This is a genomic window from Serpens gallinarum (genome assembly GCF_014836765.1).
In the GTDB taxonomy this organism is placed as follows: domain Bacteria; phylum Pseudomonadota; class Gammaproteobacteria; order Pseudomonadales; family Pseudomonadaceae; genus Serpens; species Serpens gallinarum.
Map to the genome: position 1 here is coordinate 878,650 of NZ_JACSQG010000001.1, position 19,433 is coordinate 898,082.

19 protein-coding genes are annotated in these 19,433 nt (G+C 60.4%); 10 read left to right on the forward strand and 9 right to left on the reverse strand.

The window, feature by feature from the left end:
• Positions 1–258: 258 nt before the first annotated feature.
• The 5 genes from H9642_RS04075 to H9642_RS04095 form a co-directional block, all read right to left on the reverse strand.
• Complete coding sequence (locus tag H9642_RS04075) at positions 259–960, reverse strand: ABC transporter ATP-binding protein (protein ID WP_251835115.1); 702 nt, start codon at positions 958–960, stop codon at positions 259–261.
• Positions 960–1,727, reverse strand: a complete 768-nt coding sequence (gene livG, locus H9642_RS04080; RefSeq protein WP_251835116.1) for a high-affinity branched-chain amino acid ABC transporter ATP-binding protein LivG — start codon at positions 1,725–1,727, stop codon at positions 960–962. The genes H9642_RS04075 and livG overlap by 1 nt, the downstream gene beginning before the upstream one ends.
• The gene (locus H9642_RS04085) at positions 1,724–2,977 is read right to left on the reverse strand and encodes a high-affinity branched-chain amino acid ABC transporter permease LivM (protein ID WP_251835117.1); all 1,254 of its coding nucleotides are present in this window, start codon (positions 2,975–2,977) and stop codon (positions 1,724–1,726) included. The genes livG and H9642_RS04085 overlap by 4 nt, the downstream gene beginning before the upstream one ends.
• Complete coding sequence (gene livH, locus H9642_RS04090) at positions 2,974–3,897, reverse strand: high-affinity branched-chain amino acid ABC transporter permease LivH (RefSeq protein WP_251835118.1); 924 nt, start codon at positions 3,895–3,897, stop codon at positions 2,974–2,976. The genes H9642_RS04085 and livH overlap by 4 nt, the downstream gene beginning before the upstream one ends.
• Positions 3,898–4,005: 108 nt before the next feature.
• Positions 4,006–5,127 carry a branched-chain amino acid ABC transporter substrate-binding protein gene (locus H9642_RS04095; protein ID WP_251835119.1) on the reverse strand — a complete coding sequence of 374 codons (1,122 nt, stop codon included), beginning with the start codon at positions 5,125–5,127 and terminating at the stop codon, positions 4,006–4,008.
• A 273-nt stretch (positions 5,128–5,400) separates the two neighbouring features.
• Between H9642_RS04095 and H9642_RS04100 the strand changes: the two genes are divergently transcribed.
• The 4 genes from H9642_RS04100 to H9642_RS04115 all read left to right on the forward strand — a co-directional run bounded on the left by H9642_RS04100 (position 5,401) and on the right by H9642_RS04115 (position 7,901).
• The gene (locus tag H9642_RS04100) at positions 5,401–5,718 is read left to right on the forward strand and encodes a DUF2288 domain-containing protein (protein WP_251835120.1); all 318 of its coding nucleotides are present in this window, start codon (positions 5,401–5,403) and stop codon (positions 5,716–5,718) included.
• A gap of 51 nt (positions 5,719–5,769) precedes the next feature.
• The gene (locus tag H9642_RS04105) at positions 5,770–6,132 is read left to right on the forward strand and encodes a DUF5064 family protein (protein ID WP_251835121.1); all 363 of its coding nucleotides are present in this window, start codon (positions 5,770–5,772) and stop codon (positions 6,130–6,132) included.
• A 96-nt stretch (positions 6,133–6,228) separates the two neighbouring features.
• Positions 6,229–7,116: an NAD(P)-dependent oxidoreductase gene (locus H9642_RS04110; RefSeq protein ID WP_251835122.1), complete on the forward strand. Its 888-nt coding sequence runs from the start codon at positions 6,229–6,231 to the stop codon at positions 7,114–7,116.
• The gene (locus H9642_RS04115) at positions 7,113–7,901 is read left to right on the forward strand and encodes a hydroxypyruvate isomerase family protein (RefSeq protein WP_251835123.1); all 789 of its coding nucleotides are present in this window, start codon (positions 7,113–7,115) and stop codon (positions 7,899–7,901) included. The genes H9642_RS04110 and H9642_RS04115 overlap by 4 nt, the downstream gene beginning before the upstream one ends.
• Before the next feature lie 31 nt (positions 7,902–7,932).
• Here the strand turns inward: H9642_RS04115 and H9642_RS04120 are convergent, their stop codons facing one another.
• Together H9642_RS04120 and rapA are read right to left on the reverse strand one after the other, a co-directional pair.
• A complete protein-coding gene (locus tag H9642_RS04120) occupies positions 7,933–10,086 on the reverse strand; it encodes a putative bifunctional diguanylate cyclase/phosphodiesterase (protein WP_251835124.1) in 2,154 nt (717 codons plus the stop codon).
• A gap of 135 nt (positions 10,087–10,221) precedes the next feature.
• On the reverse strand, positions 10,222–13,068 hold the full coding sequence (rapA, locus tag H9642_RS04125; protein ID WP_251835125.1) for an RNA polymerase-associated protein RapA: 2,847 nt from the start codon (positions 13,066–13,068) through the stop codon (positions 10,222–10,224).
• Positions 13,069–13,194: 126 nt separating this feature from the next.
• On the opposite strand from rapA, the gene H9642_RS04130 reads away from it, so the two are divergent.
• The 6 genes from H9642_RS04130 to H9642_RS04150 all read left to right on the forward strand — a co-directional run bounded on the left by H9642_RS04130 (position 13,195) and on the right by H9642_RS04150 (position 17,753).
• Positions 13,195–13,497, forward strand: coding sequence for an aspartate-semialdehyde dehydrogenase (locus H9642_RS04130; RefSeq protein ID WP_251835126.1), 303 nt, complete (start codon positions 13,195–13,197; stop codon positions 13,495–13,497).
• A gap of 106 nt (positions 13,498–13,603) precedes the next feature.
• Entirely contained in the window at positions 13,604–13,774 is a 171-nt protein-coding gene (locus H9642_RS04135; protein ID WP_251835127.1) for a hypothetical protein, read from the forward strand.
• A gap of 274 nt (positions 13,775–14,048) precedes the next feature.
• Entirely contained in the window at positions 14,049–14,165 is a 117-nt protein-coding gene (ccoM, locus tag H9642_RS18315; RefSeq protein WP_286010174.1) for a cytochrome c oxidase subunit CcoM, read from the forward strand.
• A gap of 328 nt (positions 14,166–14,493) precedes the next feature.
• Positions 14,494–15,558 (forward strand): porin, encoded by a 1,065-nt coding sequence (locus H9642_RS04140; protein ID WP_251835128.1) that lies wholly within the window; start codon positions 14,494–14,496, stop codon positions 15,556–15,558.
• A gap of 239 nt (positions 15,559–15,797) precedes the next feature.
• Positions 15,798–16,436, forward strand: coding sequence for a DUF2057 family protein (locus H9642_RS04145; protein ID WP_251835129.1), 639 nt, complete (start codon positions 15,798–15,800; stop codon positions 16,434–16,436).
• A gap of 192 nt (positions 16,437–16,628) precedes the next feature.
• Entirely contained in the window at positions 16,629–17,753 is a 1,125-nt protein-coding gene (locus H9642_RS04150; protein WP_251835130.1) for a GNAT family N-acetyltransferase, read from the forward strand.
• Positions 17,754–17,838: 85 nt separating this feature from the next.
• Here the strand turns inward: H9642_RS04150 and H9642_RS04155 are convergent, their stop codons facing one another.
• Together H9642_RS04155 and H9642_RS04160 are read right to left on the reverse strand one after the other, a co-directional pair.
• Positions 17,839–18,393 carry a peptidylprolyl isomerase gene (locus tag H9642_RS04155; RefSeq protein WP_251835131.1) on the reverse strand — a complete coding sequence of 185 codons (555 nt, stop codon included), beginning with the start codon at positions 18,391–18,393 and terminating at the stop codon, positions 17,839–17,841.
• Between the two features lie 81 nt (positions 18,394–18,474).
• Entirely contained in the window at positions 18,475–19,386 is a 912-nt protein-coding gene (locus H9642_RS04160) for a LysR family transcriptional regulator (protein WP_251835132.1), read from the reverse strand.
• Positions 19,387–19,433: the final 47 nt, after the last annotated feature.

Here is a 19,433-nt window from a genome sequence, read left to right on the forward strand (position 1 = left end):
GATAGCCGCCGGTGGTTTTACTGTAGATGCCTTCTTGCCCCCTGGCCCGTTGAAACCAGGCTGTCGCCGCTTCACCCATCACGCAGTCCCCGGCATTTTGCGGGCGCTCCGACGCTAATTAATGTACCGAACCCCCGATGTGATGAGCGTTGCCGTCAGCTACAGGTTCTCTACTATTCGCTCCATAATTAAAGCCCGGCTCGCCGGGCTTTGGTTTATTCGTATCGGCAAGATGTCTTGCCGGCATACAGAGCGCAGTCAACCGCCCAGATACGCATCGCGAACCTTGGGGTCGTCGAGCAATTCCTCGCCAGTGCCCTGGGTGACAATGTGGCCGTTTTCCAGCACATAACCTCGGTCGGCGAGCTTGAGCGCCTGGTTGGCGTTCTGTTCGACCAGAAAAATGGTCACGCCGGCGCTGCGCAATTGCTCAATGATCTCAAAAATCTGCTGGATGATGATCGGCGCCAGGCCCAGCGAAGGTTCATCGAGTAGCAGCAGTTTGGGCTGGCTCATCAGTGCCCGTGCGATGGCGAGCATTTGTTGTTCGCCGCCGGACATGGTGCCACCGCGCTGGGTGAAGCGTTCCTTGAGGCGAGGAAACAGTTCCAGCACCCTATCCAACTGCTGCTGGTAGTCCTGCTTGGCCAGGTAATAGGCGCCCATCACCAGGTTTTCTTCCACCGTCAGGCGGGCAAAGATGTGACGTCCCTCGGGCACCACCGCAATGCTTTTGCGCATGATGTCGCAGGTGTCCTGGCCGACCAGTTCTTCATTCTCGTAACGAATGCTGCCGCTGGCGGCCCGCGGTGAGCCGCACAGCGTCATCAGCAAGGTGGATTTGCCGGCGCCGTTGGCGCCGATCAGGGTGACGATCTCGCCCCGTTGCACGGCCAGGCTGACCCCATGCAGCGCCTGGATCTTGCCGTAGAAGGTGGAAACATTATCGAACTGCAGCATCAGGTTTCCCCCAGGTAGGCTTTGATCACATCCGGGTTGCTGCGGATCTGCTCCGGCGTGCCCTCGGCCAGGGGCGCACCCTGGTTGATCACGACAATGTGGTCGGAAATACTCATCACCAGCTTCATGTCATGCTCGATCAGCAATACGGTGACGCCATGTTCGTCCCGTAGCTGGCCAATCAAGGCCTTGAGGCCTTCAGTTTCTCGTGGGTTGAGGCCGGCGGCGGGTTCATCGAGCATCAGCAAGCGCGGACGGGTCATCATGCAACGGGCGATTTCCAGACGTCGCTGCTGGCCATAGGCGAGAGTGCCGGCCGGGCGGTTGGCGACCTCAGTGAGGTTGACCCGTTCCAGCCATTCAGCGGCGTGGCGCATGGCTTCCTGTTCACTCTTTCGATACCCGGGCGTTTTGAACAGGCCGGCGAAGAAGTTGGTGTTGATGTGTTGATGCTGGGCCACCAGCAAGTTTTCTACCGCGGTCATCTCCTTGAACAGGCGCACGTTCTGGAACGTTCGGACCACGCCTTTGCAGGCAATCCTGTGGCCAGGCAAGCCTTGGATGGGGTCGCCATCGAGCAGGATTTCCCCCGCGGTAGGCTGATAGAAACCGTTGAGGCAATTGAACACCGTGGTCTTGCCGGCCCCATTGGGGCCGATCATCGACACCACCTGTTGTTCCTTGACGGTCAGGTTCACCCCGTTGACCGCCAATAGCCCGCCAAAGCGCATGCACAGGCCGCTGACCTCGAGAATTGCGCGGCTCATGGCTTCAGCTCCAGGTGCGGCCGCTGCATGGGCAGCAGACCCTGTGGGCGCCAGATCATCATCACGATCATGGTCAGGCCGAAGATTAGCATGCGGTACTCGTTGAACCCGCGCATTTCCTGCAGCAACACCATGACCACGGCGGCAAAGATGATGCCCAGCTGCGAGCCCATGCCGCCCAACACGACAATGGCAAGGATCATGGCCGACTCGATGAAGCTGAAGGACTCCGGTGTCACCAGCCCCTGGCGCGCGGCGAAGAAGCTGCCCGCGAACCCGGCGAAGGTGGCGCCAAGGGTGAAGGCGGAAAGCTTCACTACGGTGGGATTGAGTCCGAGGGCACGACAGGCGATTTCGTCTTCGCGTAGCGCTTCCCAGGCCCGGCCGATGGGCATGCGCATCAGCCGGTTGATGACGAACAAAGCCAACAGCACCAGCAGCAGGGCGATCAGGTAAAGGAAGATCACCTTGTGGGTGGAGTTGTACGCGAAGCCAAAGAACTCGTGCAGGGTCTGCATGCCATCCGGCGCGCGGCGGTCGAAGGACAGGCCGAACAGCGTCGGTTTGGGAATCGAGCTGATACCGTTGGGGCCGCCGGTGATACTGGTCAGGTTGCGCAGCATGATGCGGATGATCTCGCCAAAGCCCAGGGTGACGATGGCCAGGTAGTCACCGCGCAAGCGCAGCACAGGAAAACCGAGCACGCAGCCGAAGGTGGCGGCCATCAGCCCGGCAATCGGCAGTGCGGTCCAGAAGCCGAAGCCGGCGTATTCAGCGAGCAGTGCATAGGTATAGGCACCCACCGCGTAGAAGCCGACATAACCGAGATCGAGCAACCCCGCCAGCCCGACGACGATGTTCAAGCCGATGGCCAGCATCACGTAGATGAGAATAAGCGTGGCGATGTCCACTGCCGCCCGCGAACCGAAGAACGGCCAGACCAGCGCGACCACCACCAGCAGCATAATGATCCAGCGCTGGGTCGAGGGCAAAGTCAGACGGTGCGTGACGCTGCTTGGCATGGACGGCAGCAACGCCGTGAATCGGCCGCTGCCGGGCAAACGGTCGCGAAACAACTGCCAGACGAACACCAGCGCGGCGGCGATGGCAATGGTCCACAGGGTGCGGGGCGAGGCGCCTTCGACCTGCAAACCGATGCCGATTACGCTGAGCTTGAGGCCGAGAAGGGGGTAGGAAATCAGCAGCAGGAGCACGGTGCTGAAGATTGCGGTCTTGAGGTTCCGACTCATACCTTTTCCACCTCCGGACGGCCGAGAATCCCGGTCGGACGGAACAGCAGCACCAGCACCAGCAGGCTGAAGGCCACCACGTCTTTGTATTGATCGCCAAAGATATCGGCGCCAATGGCTTCCGCCACACCCAGTACCAGGCCGCCCAGTACCGCACCGGGAATGCTGCCGATACCGCCGAGTACCGCGGCGGTGAAGGCTTTGATCCCAGCGAGGAAGCCCAGATAGGGGTTGATTACCCCGTATTGCATGCCCAGCAGTACGCCTGCCACGGCGGCCAGGGCAGCGCCGATCACAAAGGTCAGGGCAATGATGTTGTTGGTGTTGATGCCCAGCAGGTTGGCCATTTTCAGGTCTTCGGCGCAGGCGCGACAGGCGCGACCCAAGCGTGATCGGGAAATGAACAGGGTCAGGCCGAGCATGGCCAGGAAGGTGACGACGAAAATCAGCACCTGCATGTAGGAAATGGTCACCCCGCTCATGGTGCTTTCGCCGAACACGAAATTGCCGGGCAGCAGGTTGGGGATGGCCTTGTCCTTGGAGTCTTGCGAGAGCATCACGGCGTTTTGCAGGAAAATCGACATGCCAATGGCCGAGATCAGCGGGATCAGCCGATTGCCGCCACGCAGGGGACGGTAGGCGACCCGTTCGATGCTGTAGCCGAACGCGCTGGTGACGATCATGCTGGCGGCAAAGGCGACGACCATGATCAGCATCAAGCTGTCGATGCCGGCCATGGCCAGCAGGGTAATAGCGATGAAGGCGATGTACGAGCCGATCATGTACACCTCGCCGTGGGCGAAGTTGATCATGCCGATAATGCCGTAAACCATGGTGTAGCCAATGGCGATCAGCGCATAGGTGCTGCCGATGGTCAGGCCGTTCACCAACTGTTGCAGGTAGTGATAAATCTCAGGCATTTACCTGTCTCCTCGGGTACGCGCCGGCACCGCCCGGTGGACGGCCAATGCCTCGGGATACTCGGATAAAAGCCCCCGCGGGTATGCGGCGGGGGCTTGCGCGGCAGGTTATTGAGCTTCGGTCTTGGTTCCGTCCTGATGCCACTCATAGACGACGAAGCTGAAGTCCTTCAGGTCGCCCTTCTCGTCGAAGGCCAGGGAGCCGGTGGGCGTGTCGAAGGTATTGGCGCGTAGCGCGGCGGCGACTTTCTCGGTGTCGGTGCTGCCGGCTTTCTCGATGCCCTCGGCGATCACTTGTACCGCGGCATAGGCCGGAAACACGAACGGACCGCTGGGGTCCTGCTTCTTGGCCTTGAACGCCTCGACCAATGCCTGGTTCTTCGGGTCCTGGTCGAATGAGCGCGGCAGGGTGACCAGCATGCCTTCGGAGGCCGGGCCGGCGATGGCGGAAATTTCCTTATTGCCGACACCTTCGGGACCCATGAAGCGTGCAGTCAGGCCCTTTTCCTTGGCTTGGCGCAGCAGCAGGCCGAGTTCGGGGTGGTAACCGCCGTAATAAACGAAATCGACGTTGGCGCGCTTGAGCTTGGCGATCAGCGCGGAGAAGTCCTTGTCGCCGGCGTTGATGCCTTCGAAGGCGACGACATTGATGCCTTTTTCCTTCAAGGTGTCGCGCACCGCCGTGGCGATGCCTTCGCCGTACTGCTGTTTGTCATGCACGACCGCAACAGCCTTGGGTTTGACGTGATCGGCAATGTAGTTGCCAGCAGTCGGGCCCTGCATGTTATCCAAACCGATGGTGCGGAAAATCAGCTCGTAGCCACGCGCGGTGATGTCCGGGCTGGTGGATGCCGCCGTGATCATCAGGATGCCTTCGTCCTCATAGATATCGGAGGCCGGCTGGGTCGAGCTGGAACACAGGTGGCCGACTACGAAGGAAATGCCATCGTTGACGATCTTGTTGGCCACCGCCACGGCCTGTTTCGGGTCGCACGCGTCGTCGTAGACCACGCCCTCGAGCTGGGCGCCGTCTACACCACCGGCCTTGTTGATCTGCTCGATGGCCATGTTGGCGCCAACGAACTGCATTTCGCCGTACTGCGCCACGGCACCGGTCACCGGGCCGGCAAGGGCGATCTTGATGGTGTCCGCGGCCATCGAGTAACTGGCGCAACCGGCCAGGGCAATGGCAGAGAACAGTTTGCACAGGTGTTGGGTCGTATTGGTCATGATGTCCACTCGTCTCATTGTTGTTGTATCCCGGACGGGGAGCCCGGGCGATTGGCGTACTGGATTCCAAACCGTATCGAACTCAGTGTAGAGCGCTGTTTGATCGCTTGGAAAGCCGGCGGGGGTGAATCCCGAGAACCTGTCGCCAAATCGCAGCGATAGGCGCCTGATGAGTTGTCCCGATCCCTCTGCTGGCCATTAACCGGAGTCAGGTGTTGTGTTGCCGGCGAGGGCGTTATCATATTCGGCCCAACGCAACCGGTAGTTCTGTTCATGTCGCAATCACCAAGCACCCTTTATGCCAAGCTGCTGGGCGAAACTGCTTCCATCACGTGGCAGGAATTGCAGCCGTTCTTTGCCCGTGGCGCGTTGCTGTGGGTCAATGAAGGCCTTGATCTGATTGCCGTGGCCGAGGCGGTGGCGGAAAACCAGGCGAGCAAGGTTTCCGGCTGGCTGGCCGAAGGCTCGCTAGGCAAGGTCGAGGAAGAGCGCGCGAGCGATCTGCTGTCCCGTGATCCACAGCTCTGGGCGGTGGTCGTAGCCCCTTGGGTACTGGTGCAAGAAAAGGCAGAGCGCTCGGCGCTGCACTGAAACGGCTCAAAACAACTAAGCTGAGCGTTGCTGTTCAACAGGTACGCCCACATGTTCGAGCCCGGACACCTTCACCGCGCCAGCCTGCCTGGTGATGAGCCGTGTTATGCCATTGATCTTTATTACGAGGTGCGCAGCGATCCCGTTGAAGGCAAGGTGCTTGAGCTGCGCATGAGTGGCGTGGTGGAGAAGCGGCCTTTCGAGGAACGTTTTACCCTGCACCGTGACACCGCGTTCAACTTTGCCAGCGTTGCCTCCCGACTTGCCTCGCGTCATGGCCTGCCTTCCGAGCAAGGACTGATCCTGACGCACCACGATGAATATGACCGAATGTTCGACGATATTCGCGAAAAGCTGGAAACGCAGGCCGGTGATCCAATCAATCTGGATCATGTGGAGAAAGATCGTCCGTAGGCAGTTTTTGATCGTCGGGAAAGGCGGAGCGTCGGCCAATTTCGACCAGTGTACCGCCTGTTAGGATGCCACTCTTTTTTTGCCCTGGAGCCAGGTATGCAGCCTTTGCCTTCCCTCGCCTTCGCCGGTATCGGCCTGATGGGTCTGCCAATGACCCGACGCCTGTTGGCCGCCGGCTATCCGTTGTCTGTCTGGAACCGCTCGGCGGACAAGTGCGCGCCGCTTGTGGAGCTGGGTGCCCGTGCAACGCCGCGACCGGCTGATCTATGCAGCGATGCCGAGATCGTCATGCTCTGCCTGGCCGACACGGCGGCGGTGAGAGACGTGGTGTTCGGCGAGGGCGGCATCGTCGAGGGTGCGCGCGTCGGTCAACTGCTGGTGGATTTTTCCAGCCTGGAACCAGCGGCAACCCGCGAAATGGCCGCCGAGTTGGAAGCGCGTACCGGCATGCGCTGGATCGATGCGCCGGTATCGGGCGGCACCCCCGGCGCCGAGGCCGGTACGCTGGCAATCATGGCCGGCGGGGATGCCGCGGATATCGAGCGAGTGCGCCCGGTGTTGGCCCACTTGGGCCAGCGTCTGACGCGCATGGGCGAGGTCGGCGCGGGCCAGGTCACCAAGGTGTGCAACCAGATGATTGTCGCCTGCAATGCATTGGTGATTGCCGAGGTGGTGGCGCTGGCTGAGCGCGCCGGGGTAGATGCCAGCTTGATTGCGCCGGCGTTGGCCGGTGGTTTTGCCGATTCCAAGCCGTTGCAGATCCTTGCACCGCAAATGGCTGAAAGTCGCTTTGACCCGATCAAGTGGCATGTGCGCACCTTGCTCAAGGATGTGGATACCGCAGTGAAACTGTCCCGCGAGCAGGGCAGTGCCACGCCGATGAGTGGCCTGGCCGCCCAATTGATGCGATTGCATGGCAGTCAGGGTCACCTTGCGCAAGACCCGGCGACGCTGGTGCAGATGTATCGCGAGGAGCAAAAATGAAAATCGCCGCCAATCTTTCCTTACTGTTTACCGAGTTACCGTTGATCGACCGTATTCGCGGCGCAAGTGTAGCGGGCTTCGATGGGGTAGAAATCCAGTTTCCCTACGAGCTGCCTGCCATACGCCTCAAAGAGGAGCTGGAGCGAGCCGGCCTGCCCTTGGTGTTGATCAACTTGCCGGCTGGCGATTTCATGCAGGGTGGTGCGGGGTTGGCTGGCGTGCCGCAGCGCCAGGGCGAATTCGATGCTGCGCTGGAAGGAGCCTTGAGCTATGCGGCCATGGTACGGCCACGCTGCGTGAACCTGCTGGCCGGGCGCCTGGCGGAGGGTGTCAGTCGTGGCGAGGCGATGCGCACCTTGGTCGGCAACGTGCAAAAGAGCGCCGAGGCGTTCGATGCGCTGGGGATTCGCGTGTTGGCCGAGGCGATTAACCCATTGGACATGCCGGGCTTCCTTATCAACACGCCTGAGCACCTCGATGAGCTGTTACGTGCGGTGGATCATCCCAACTTTGCGGCCCAGCTGGATTTCTATCATATGGCCCGTCAGGGCGTGGACCTGCCCCTGGCCATCGAACGGCTGGCCGGGCGTATCGGCCATGTGCAATTTGCCGACTGCCCGGGCCGCGGGGCGCCGGGTAGTGGTCGCGTAGATTTCGCCGCCGCATTGGCGGCGCTCGAGCGCAGTGGTTATCAGGGGTGGCTGGCGGCTGAGTACGTGCCGGCAGACGCGGGTACTTGCGCCGATCTTGACTGGTTGTTGCGCTGGCGGCAGAAGGCGTTCTAGCGATTCCGCACAGATGTGGCTGAAGCGCTTGTCAGATCAACGCCGGTTCGAGCAGGTAGCACGGGTTCGTCAGGTAATCGTGAAGGCTCTGCAGCGACATGGCCGGAGCGAAATACGGTCCTTGGGCCAGATTACAGCCCTGCTGACGTAACAGTTGAAGCTGCTCTTCGTTTTCCACATCCAGTGCGGTGATCTGCAATTCCAGGGCATGGGCCACGGCAACGACGGCTGCCATTTGCTTATGCCCCTGCGCCGACTGGGCAAGGCCAGGGCCTATTTTCAGTCCGCTCGGCGTCAGACGCTGCAGTACTTCCAGTGCGAAGGGCGCAGCGCCAAAATGATCGATGGACAGGTTCACCCCCAAGGCTCGTATCTGTATGAGCAAGGTGGTGACCTGCAGTTTGTTCAGATTAGCGGCCGACACTTCCAACTCGACCTGCGCGGGGTTAATTGCCTGCGCTTCAAGAATGCCCCGCAAACCATCGAGCCAAAGGTTCTGGCCCAGCTGCGGAATCGCGGCGTCCAAGGCTATTGTCAGTTGCTGCGGCAGCCCCAGTCGAGCCAGATCATGATGGGCGCGGCGCAGACACCAGGCATCCAGGTTCGCGCGCAGGGCCGCTGAGGCCAGAGGCAGGAAGTCCTCGGCCATCAGCAGGCCCAGCTGGGGATGCTCCCAGCGGAGCAAGGCTTCCAGCTTGACGACCTTGCCGCTGTGCAGATCGATGATGGGCTGATAGTGCAAAAGCAACCCGCGATCCTGCTTCAGGGCTTGTAGCAGTTCACCTTCTCGGTGGCGAACGTCCACCGAGCGCGTGCGCAACTCCTGGTTGAAGAAATAAGCCTGGTTTCGCCCCGCTTCCTTGGCTTCGTACAAGGCCATGTCGGCATGTTCGAGCAACTCGCCAACGTTGCTGCCGTCACGGGGGAACAGGCTGACGCCGATGCTGGTGGAGATTTCCACGCGCTGCCCGACGAGCCGGACCGGCTGGGTGAGGTCTTGCACGATGCGCTGGGCTAAAAATACCGGATCGCGTTGACGAGGCAGGCCGATGAGCACGCAGAATTCGTCACCGCCGAAACGGGCGATCACGTCATCATCTCGCAACACTTGGCGCAGACGCTGGGCAACGATCTTGAGCAGCTCATCGCCGACCGCATGGCCGAGGTTGTCATTGATCTGCTTGAAGTTATCCAGATCGAGGAACATCAATGCCAGTGATTGATCGCGCCGGCTATACGAATCCAGGCGGCAGGCGAACTGCTCCTCGAAGCCTCGGCGATTGAGCAGGTCAGTCAGCGCGTCGCGATGGGCAATTGCCTGCAAGGAGTCCTTGGCCTGGTCCAACTCCCTGAGGCGTGCATTGGCACGGCGCAGGGCACGCTCCTTCTGGATCAACGTGCGATCGACCCAAGTCGCGCCTAGGCACAGAGCGGCAAACAGCAGCATGGCCAGGCCAATGACCTGTCCCCGTGCAGGGTCATGAAGGGGGGGGATCGTCGGCAGGGACGCGTCAATGGGCAGGATCAGTACCAAAGCCCACATGCCACAGTAGTGCATGGCCAGGATTGCGCCGCCCAGCAACAAGCTGGCCAGAAATTTGATCAGCCGCCCGAGGTCGTAGCGCAGGCGATGGGCGTGGCGGGCAAGCAGCAGGCTGGCTATGGCGGCGGCGACTGCCAGCAGTACCGATAGCAGAACCCGTTCGCCGTGGTAATAGGCGGTGGCCTTCGGGGTGGCCATGGCGGCCATGCCGGTGTAGTGCATGGCACTGATACCCAGCCCGATGATCAACGCGGCCAGGCCGACGTGTGACAAGCGCAGCCAGCGCGGGCCCAGTGTATAGATAGTCAGAGCCGAAGCCGCGAGGGCGACCACCAGCGATACCAGGGTGAGCGGGAGTTCATGGTGCAGCTCGACCGGCGCCTGGAAGGCATGCATGCCAACGAAATGCATGGACCAGATTCCACTGGTTAGGCACAACGTGGCTGCGGTGGCCCAGAAAGCGCGGCGCAGGGGATCGAACGCATGGGCCATGCGTTCAATCAGGCTGAGTGTGGTGAAGCTGGTGGCAATCGCCACCAACAGCGACAACAGCACCAACCCAGCATCATGACTGGTTTGCAAGACAATGAACTGGTCATCCGGTGGCAGACTGGACACCAGTTTCGAGCTAAATACATCCATGCACGCAGGCTCTTTTCTAGTTTAAGCAGAGCTTAATAAGAAAAGGGCGTGATGGCAAAATGCTTATTTCTTTTGCTTATGCTAGCGATAACCAGACAGACCTGAGAGCGTCCCTGTTCTCAGGTCCTGAATGGATCAGCCGGCCACCAGTACGCGGATGGCTTCCAGACGCAGCGAGGCCTTGTCGAGGTAGCTCAGGCCGTCTTCGCGCTGGTGGCGCAGGGCATCGATCTCGCTGTCGCGCACGCTGGGGTTAACCGCTTGCAGCGCGGTGAGACGGGCGATCTCCTCGTCCAGTTCTGCGGTCAGGCGATGCTTGGCATCGGCGACACGTTCGGCATGGCGCGGCTGAATCTTGGTTTCGGCCAGGTTGAACTGCGTGGCGAGCACGTCGCGCTGGGCCTGAACGAACTTGTTGGCGCTGATGCGCGGCACACTTTCCAGCTGGTCGTTGAGGGTTTCGAAACCGACCTTGGCCGCCAGGTCGTTGCCCTTGGCATCCAGCAGGCAACGCAGTGCCACGGGCGGCAGGTAGCGGCTCAGCTGCAGGGCGCGCGGAGCGACCACATCGCTGACGAAGAGCAGTTCGAGCAATACGGTCCCGGGCTTGAGCGCCTTGTTCTTGATCAGTGCTACCGAGGTGTTGCCCATCGCGCCGGAGAGCACGAGGTCCATGCCACCCTGCACCATGGGATGTTCCCAGGTGAGGAACTGCATGTCTTCGCGAGCCAGTGCCTGGTTGCGATCGTAGGTGATGGTGACGCCTTCGTCGTCGCCAAGCGGGAAGCTAGCGTCGAGCATTTTCTCGCTGGGGCGCAGGATCAGCGCGTTGTCCGAATGGTCTTCACTGTGGATACCGAACGCGTTGAACAACTCTTCCATATAGATCGGCAGGGCGTATTCATCGTCCTGTTCAAGGATCGCTTCGACCAGGCTTTGGCCTTCGCCGGCGCCGCTGGAGTTGAGCTCCAGCAGACGGTCGCGGCCACTGTGCATCTCGGCTTCAAGCCGTTCGCGCTCGGTACGGGCATTGCTCAGCAAGGTTTCCCATTGATGGTCATCACCGCCTTCGAGCTGCTCCAGCAACTGGGGACCGAACTGATGCTGCAGGGCGTTGCCGGTCGGGCAGGTATTCAGGAAGGCATTCAAGGCCTGGTGGTACCACTGAAATAGCCGCTCCTGGGCGCTGTTTTCCAGGTAGGGCACATGCAGCTGGATGCGATGCTGCTGGCCGATGCGGTCGAGGCGGCCAATACGCTGTTCGAGCAGGTCCGGGTGGGCCGGCAGGTCGAACAGCACCAGATGATGGGCGAACTGGAAGTTGCGGCCTTCACTGCCGATTTCCGAACAGATCAGCACCTGTGCGCCGAACTCTTCATCGGCAAAGTAGGCGGCGGCGCGGTCGCGTTCGAGAATGCTCATGCCCTCATGGAATACCGTAGCCGGGATGCCGGAGCGCACGCGCAGGGCTTCTTCCAGGTCCAGTGCCGTTTCGGCATGGGCACAGATCACCAGTACCTTGAACTGCTTGAGCATCTTCAGGGTATCGATCAGCCACTCCGTGCGCGGATCGAAACTCCACCAGCGCGGCTCCTCTTCTTGCGCCCCGGCCTGATAGCCGAGTTCCGGGTACAGCTCGGCGTGCTCGCTGACGGGCAGCTCCATGTATTCGTCGGGGCTGGCCAGCGGGTAGGCATGCAGCTCACGTTCGGGGAAACCGCGCACCGCGGCGCGGGTGTTGCGAAACAGCACGCGGCCGGTGCCATGACGGTCGAGCAGTTCGCGCACCAGACGACCACTGGCTTGGATATCGCCATCCGTGACGGCAGCCAGCAGCGCTTCGCCTTCATCGCCGAGAAATTCGTGGATGGTGCGGTGTGCCTGGTCCGACAGACGACCTTCGTCGAGCAGTTCCTGCACCGCTTCGGCCACGGGCTTGTAGTTCGCGCTTTCGGCACGGAACGCTTTCAGATCGTGGAACCGGCTCGGGTCGAGCAGGCGCAGGCGGGCGAAGTGGCTGTCCTGGCCCAGCTGTTCCGGTGTGGCGGTGAGCAGCAAAACGCCGGGGATGGCGGCGGCCAGTTGTTCGACCAGCACGTATTGCGGGCTGGCCTGCTCCGGGTGCCAGACCAGGTGGTGGGCTTCGTCGACCACCAGCAGATCCCAGCCAGCGGCGAACAGGGCATTCTGTGCCTTGTCGTCGTCCTTCAGCCACTCCAGGGCGACCAGCGCCAGCTGAGTGTCCTCGAAGGGGTTATCGGCATCGCTCTCGGCGAAGCGCTCGGCATCGAACAGCGCGACCTGCAGGTTGAAGCGCCGGCGCATTTCCACCAACCACTGGTGCTGGAGGTTTTCCGGCACGAGGATCAGCACGCGGTTGGCGCGTCCGGTAAGCAACTGGCGGTGGATCACCAAGCCGGCTTCGATGGTCTTGCCCAGGCCCACTTCGTCGGCCAGCAAAACGCGCGGCGCCATGCGGTCGGCCACTTCGCGGGCGATGTGCAATTGATGCGGGATCGGCTGCGCGCGTACGCCGCCGAGCCCCCACAGCGGCGACTGCAGGATGCGGCTGCGGTGCGTCAGGCTGTGATAGCGCAGGGCAAACCAGGAAAAGGGGTCGATCTGGCCGGCAAACAGGCGGTCGCTGGCCAGACGGAACTGGATGAAGTTGGACAGCTGGGTTTCAGGCAGCGTGCACTCTTCGTTGTCGGCGTTGAGGCCGTGATAGACCAGCAGGCCGTCAACATCCTCGACTTCGCGAACGATCAGTTTCCAGCCATCGAAATGGGTGATTTCATCGCCGGGAGCAAAGCGCACGCGGGTCAGCGGAGCACTGCGCAGAGCGTACTGACGCGTATCGCCGGTGGCAGGGTAGAGCACGGTAAGCAGGCGGCCGTCCTGAGCGAGGATGGTGCCGAGCCCCAACTCTGCTTCGCTGTCGCTGATCCAGCGTTGCCCCGGTTGATACTGCTGCTGCGCCATGCGTGTCTCCGTCGAGTGAAAAAGCCGGGTATGGTACCGGAAGCGCGGAGGGTTTCCGAGTAGTGTAGTGACCCCTCAAGCCCGACTGGCGGCTGCCGACAGAGTGGATAACAAGGAGAATCAGCCATGCTTCCGCCAATCTTGCCCAGTCAGGTTGCGGTGACCAGTCAGCAGGACCCGCCCAAAGCCCGTCCCGATGTCCCACCTGTGGTACCGGTTGAGGAAACCTCAGCCGACAATTCAGTGGCTCTGGATAAGCGTGATCCAGAAGAGACCGCCATGCGCCTGCGCGAGGAGCAGCGCCGCCGCCAGCAGCAGCGCGAACGAGCCCGGGCCGAGGGCGAAGCCTCTGGCGAGGCGCTTGAGGAGGAGTACGGTCTGGATGAAAACCTGCCGCGCAAGGGCCTATGGGTGGACATCAAGGCCTGAGTAGGTGGTTGCGCTGGTCATCAGCGCTCTGACGCCGCATCATTATTGTCCAGGCGCATCCCCTCTAGGGTGTGCATCACCGATTCCGACCCGATTGAAGCTGACCATGAATCCAGACGACAAGCTGATCGACTTTACCGCCGAACGCGGCAAGCGCATCCATGATCTGCACGAAAAGCGCCTGAATGATGTGCGTCAGGCCTTCGAGCAGGCACTGCCGCTGCCCAAGGGCAAGAAGGCCACGAAGAAGCCCAAGGGCACCCCGAAGAAGCGGTGAAGTTTCGAAGCTATGCCCGAGGGCGAGCCGCCTCTCATAGGTAGATGCGGGAGCTCGATTTTCCGTTGGGCAGCGCCTTCGCCGCGAACGGCTGCTGGCTTGGGCGACGACCTGGCCCGTCTTCCTCACACACTCTTATCTCTTGATTCAGATCAGTTTGCGCTGTACTCGGTTGCCGTCCGGGGCCGAAAGTTGACCCACGTCAATGGCTGGCCACAGGGTTGTGGCAATCTGCAGTTATTCAAAGCAACAGCGCCAGCCCAGGAGACAGGATATGTACATCGACGAAGTAGTTGTTGCAGGAGTCCTGATTGTTGGACTTTGCGTCGTGTTCTGCGCCGGATTTGGATATTTCATCTGGAAAGATGCCAAGAAAACCAAAGCGAACTGATCTTTCCAGTTTCAAGAGCACGCAAGGCATTTAGGGCGACTTCGGTCGCCCCTTTTTTTTTGTGTCGAATAATTCCTCCTGCAATGTACAGATGCAATATCTGTTGCCTTCCTCGCCTCGTAACATAATAAGAGCAAGAAAGGCTTTTCTCGGAATGAATCGACTGCAACCCTTTGTTTTTCCGGTTTTTCTCGAAAAGTTCCGTTGACTTCAAATCTTCATAATTCAGCAAGAGTTCTGTCACATCGGGTTTCCATACTTCGCTTCAGTCCAACAACGAAACGTTCAGGTCGCTGGGACGTTATACAAACCCGATGGAGCTTTTCAGATGAAGAAGAAGTTGATTGCGATTGTTGTAAGTGCTGCAGCCGTATTGCCTGCCGTGGCGATGGCCGATATCACTGTTTATGGTCGCGCTCATGTATCAACCGATTTCCTGGACGACGGTGCTGATTATTCCGAAACCAACATCTCCAGCAACTCTTCTCGCCTGGGTTTCAAGGGCGATCATCAAATCAACCCGGATCTGAAGGCATTCTTCCAGATCGAGCAGGAAATCAACTTCACCAATGGTGGTGATGGCAACGGTTTCAACACCCGCGATACCTTCGTGGGTCTGAGCGGCAAAAAATTCGGTGCCGTGCAGCTGGGCCGTTTTGACAGCCCGTTCAAGGTCGCCCGTGGTCCGGCCAACCTGTTCGGTGATCAGGTCGGTGATATGCGTAACCTGACTCGCGTTGGCAATGCGCGTTTTGACGAGCGTTATGACAACACGGTTCAGTACACCACGCCGAGCTTCGGCGGCTTCAATGCCAAGCTGGCTTACTCGGTACATGAAGGTGAGTCGGCTCAAGTTGATGCTGACGGCGATTCGCTGAAAACCGACTCCATGAGCATGTCGCTGAACTACGCTGGTGGCCCGTTCGAGGCTTCCTTGGCTTACGAGCAGGCCGAGGAGGACACGGGTCGTGGAGAGCGTGATGGCATTCGTGCCGCTGCCGCCTACAAGCTGACCGACGCTTTCAAAATGGTCGGCTTCTACCAGACGCTGGACTACACCGGCACCGATGCTACGTCTGATGCCACACGTGATCTGCTGACCTCCGATGTATACGGTGTGGGCGGCGAGTTCAAGGTTGCGGCTAACACGGCCGTCAAGGCGATGTGGATGACACGTGATGCAGACGCTGACAGCTATGACTCCGACATGTGGGTCGTGGGTGTGGAGCACAAGCTGGACAAGGCCGTACGTATCTACGCCAACTATGCGGTGGTCGACAATGACGACAACGTTGCTCTGACTCCGTGGGGCCAAGCTCGCACTGCTACGCCAGGTGGTGCTGCAGGTGAAGAAGCCACTGGCTTCTCCGTGGGTCTGCGCTACGACTTCTAATTGCGCCTAGCGGGATCAGAAACATCAAGCCGGGTTGCTCTCCTTGAGCAACCCGGCTTTTTGTCATCGAACTGAAATTATTTGTACTTATTCTGGCTTCTCAATTTGTTTCCCAAGATGGTTGCCATTTCAGTTCGTGCAACCCGGTTCGCTTATCGTTTCAAGGAGTCTTCATGCGCGGTTTTTTCGGGGTTGCTCTTGTAGTGGGGCTGTTATCAGGTTGTGCCCAGCAGTCTCACGTGAAACTGTATGCGGGCTCCGAGCTGCCCCCGGCACAGGTGATGGTGGTTGAAGTGCCCAACGAGCTGGAAGTGTTGAGCATCAACGGTCAGCAAGTACCTTCAGCCAATGCCCTGTTCGGCACCGAAAACAAGACGTTGCATCTGCAGCCAGGCGAATACCGCATCAACACCTATTACAAGAACGGCTTCGACATCGGGGGTGGCCTGAGCCATGAAGTCGTGCGCACGCGCAGTGCGGTGTACAGCCTGGACGGTCACGCGGGTGATGTGTGGAAACTGGAATACAACGAGCCGGCCAACCTGCAAGAGGCCCAGGCCATGGTGGATACCTTCGCGGGATGGGCAATCAATCAGCGTACCGGAGAGCGTGTTGTCACCGAGGCGGGCCCAAAGCCTGTTTCGGCGATCAACCAGTTGTTGGGCGGTGGTTCTGCCATTACCGATACACAATCCATCGTTGAACCGCTTAACAGTGCACCGGCAAAAACAGCCGCTGCGATGCCTGCACCCTCCCGGGCGGCTAAGCCCACCCAGAACCTGCCACACAACGACGCGACTCTGAACACCTTGCAGCAACTGTGGCTGTTGCTCAGCCCAGAAAGCCGTGCGGCGTTCCTGGAGTGGGCGCAGCAGTAAGCCTTCTCGCGAACATCACCGCAGGAAACAGTAACGATGGCGGTCACGCCATCGTCATGGGCCTGCAGTAGGCTCTGATCCTATGCTCCTTTCCCCGCCTTCGGCGGGGTTTTTTATGTCTCGACCGCTGAGCACTTACCGGAGCCTGCCTGATCGCTTTTATTTGTGTCCGGCTTTCGCCAGACTGCCGACATGCCTATCAAAATTTTGTCTCGTCTCGCTGAATGTCCGCCCGCCACCTGGGACGCGTTGCTGCCCGACGCCCAGCCCTTCCTGCGTCATGCCTTTCTCAGTTGCCTCGAAGACAGTGGCAGTGTCGGTCCGGGTACTGGCTGGAAACCGGTGCATCGCCTGCTGGAAGACGGGCAGGGCCGCCTGCTGGCTGCGCTGCCCCTGTATAGCAAGGCGCATTCCTATGGTGAGTATGTGTTCGACTGGGGGTGGGCCGATGCATGCCAGCGGGCCGGCATCGCCTACTACCCCAAGTGGCTTACCGGTGTGCCTTTTACGCCGGTAGCCGGCGCGCGCTTGCTGGGCGAGCCGGCGGCATTGTCCGATGTGCTGGACGCGATGACTGGCTCTCTGGCGGAGCGAGGGCTGTCCGGCTGGCATATCAATTTCACCACGCCGGCGGAGGATGCCCTACTGCGCGGCCGCGAGGGTTGGTTGGAACGCCTGGACTGCCAGTTCCATTGGTTCAATCGGGACTATCGTGATTTCCAGGATTTTCTCGATGCGCTGACCTCACGCAAGCGCAAGCAGTTGCGCAAGGAGCGCGAGCAAGTTGCCGGCCAGGGTATCGACTTCGACTGGCGCGCAGGTCATCAGCTCAGCGAGGCGGAGTGGGATTTTGTCTACGCCTGTTACGCCAACACCTATCAGGTGCGCGGCCAGGCGCCTTATCTGACCCGGGCGTTTTTCAGCCTGTTGGCCGAACGCATGCCTGAAGCGATCCGTGTGGTGCTGGCACTGCAAGGCATGCGTCCGGTAGCCATGGCGTTTTCGCTGATGGATTGCGACAGCCTGTATGGCCGTTATTGGGGATGCCTGGCCGAATACGACCGGCTGCACTTCGAGACCTGTTTCTATCAGGGCATCGAGCAGGCGATCACCTTGGGATTAAAACGTTTCGATGCCGGTGCCCAGGGCGAACACAAGCTGATCCGCGGTTTCGAGCCGGTGATCACGCGCTCCTGGCATTACTTGCGCCATCCGGGTCTGCGTGCGGCGGTGGCGGATTTCCTCGCCGAGGAAAAACAAGGCGTACTGGCCTATGCCGAAGAGGCGCGGGAGATGCTGCCGTATCGGCAGGGATAAGCCTATCGACGCTCAGTACGCCGGTGGGGCGAATTCATTGCCTGGCGTATGTGCGGGTCAAGCGCTGCCTCACCCGCACCTGCTCTTACAACCGCTTGGCGCTGATAATTTCCACCGCCTCGCGCGGCACGTCCTGGTGCATGCCACGGTTGCCGGTCGGCACCTGGGCGATCTGGTCGACCACCGGCATGCCGCGTACCACCTTGGCGAATACGGCGTAACCGAAGTCGCGGCTGCCGTGGTCGAGGAAGGTATTGTCCTTGTGGTTGATGAAGAATTGGCTGGTGGCCGAGTCGCGTGCCTGGGTACGGGCCATGGCCAGGGTGCCGCGCTCATTGCGCAGGCCGTTGTCGGCTTCGTTCTTGATCGGTGCCTGGGTGGGCTTTTGCTTCATGGTGGCATCGAAGCCGCCGCCCTGGACCATGAAACCGGGGATCACCCGGTGGAAAATGGTGTCGTTGTAGAAGCCGCTGTCCACATAGGAGAGGAAGTTCTGCACGCTGATCGGCGCCTTGTCGTCCTGTAGTTCGATTTCGATTTCACCCAGGCTGGTGGTCAGCAGCACGCGGGGTTTTTCCGCAGCCAGCAGGCTGGTGGCGAACAGCAGGGCGCAGGTGGTGAGGACAAGTTTTTTCAGCATGGTCTGGCAATCCTTGATAAGGGGAAAAGATCCGGGGCGAGGATAGTGGTTACGACCTGTTATGCGAAGAGGCACGCAGGGTCATTCCGTGCATTCCTCGCTGGGGTCGGGTGCGGCACAATTTCTGATCGAGTCCACGAGTATCTGAGTCGCCGGGCCGAGGGGCTTGTCCTTGTTGGCGAACAGCTTGAAACGCGGCGTATGTGTACGGCCCTGTTCCAATGGCAAGGGCTTGAGCCGGCCTTCATGCATGTCGCGGGCGATCAGCGGGCGCGGCAGCCAGGCGAAACCCAAACCCCGGCTGACGAAGGTGGCGGCGGTGGCCAGACTGCCGACGGTCCAGCGCTGTTCGGCGCCGAGCCAGCCGATGTCGCGAGGTTGCTCGCGACCGGAGTCGCGAATCACGATCTGCATCTGACTTTCCAAGTCCTGGGCATTCAGGCTGCGCGCCAACTGGTGCAAGGCGTGCTCGGGGTGGGCCACGGCAACGAACTCAACGCTGCCCAGCTCGCTGCCCAGGTAGCCAGGAATTTCCAGGCCAGTGATCGCCAGATCGGCGGTGCCTTCCTGCAGCACTTCGACCACTCCAGACAACACTTCCTCGCGTAAGCGCACCCGGCAGCCCCGGCTTTTCGGCATGAAATCGGCGAGCGCGCGAACGATGCGACCGCTCGGGTAGGCAGCATCCACCACCAGGCGCACTTCAGCTTCCCAACCCTGTTCCATATGGTGGGCCAGGTCTTCCAACTGGCTGGCCTGCTTGATCAATTGCCGTGAACGCCGCAGCAGCACGGTACCGGCATCGGTGAGCACCGCCTTGCGACCTTCAATACGCAGCAACGGCACGCCGAGTTGTTCCTGCATGCGACCCACCGTGTAGCTCACCGAAGACTGCGAACGGTGCAGAGCCTCGGCCGCCTGGGCGAAACCGCCCTGGTCGACTACCGCTTGCAGGGTGCGCCATTGGTCCAGGGTTACGCGGGGCGCTTTCATCCTCGAATCCTCTTGTCTTACGCTGGGCACTCTCGCGGGAGGCTCAA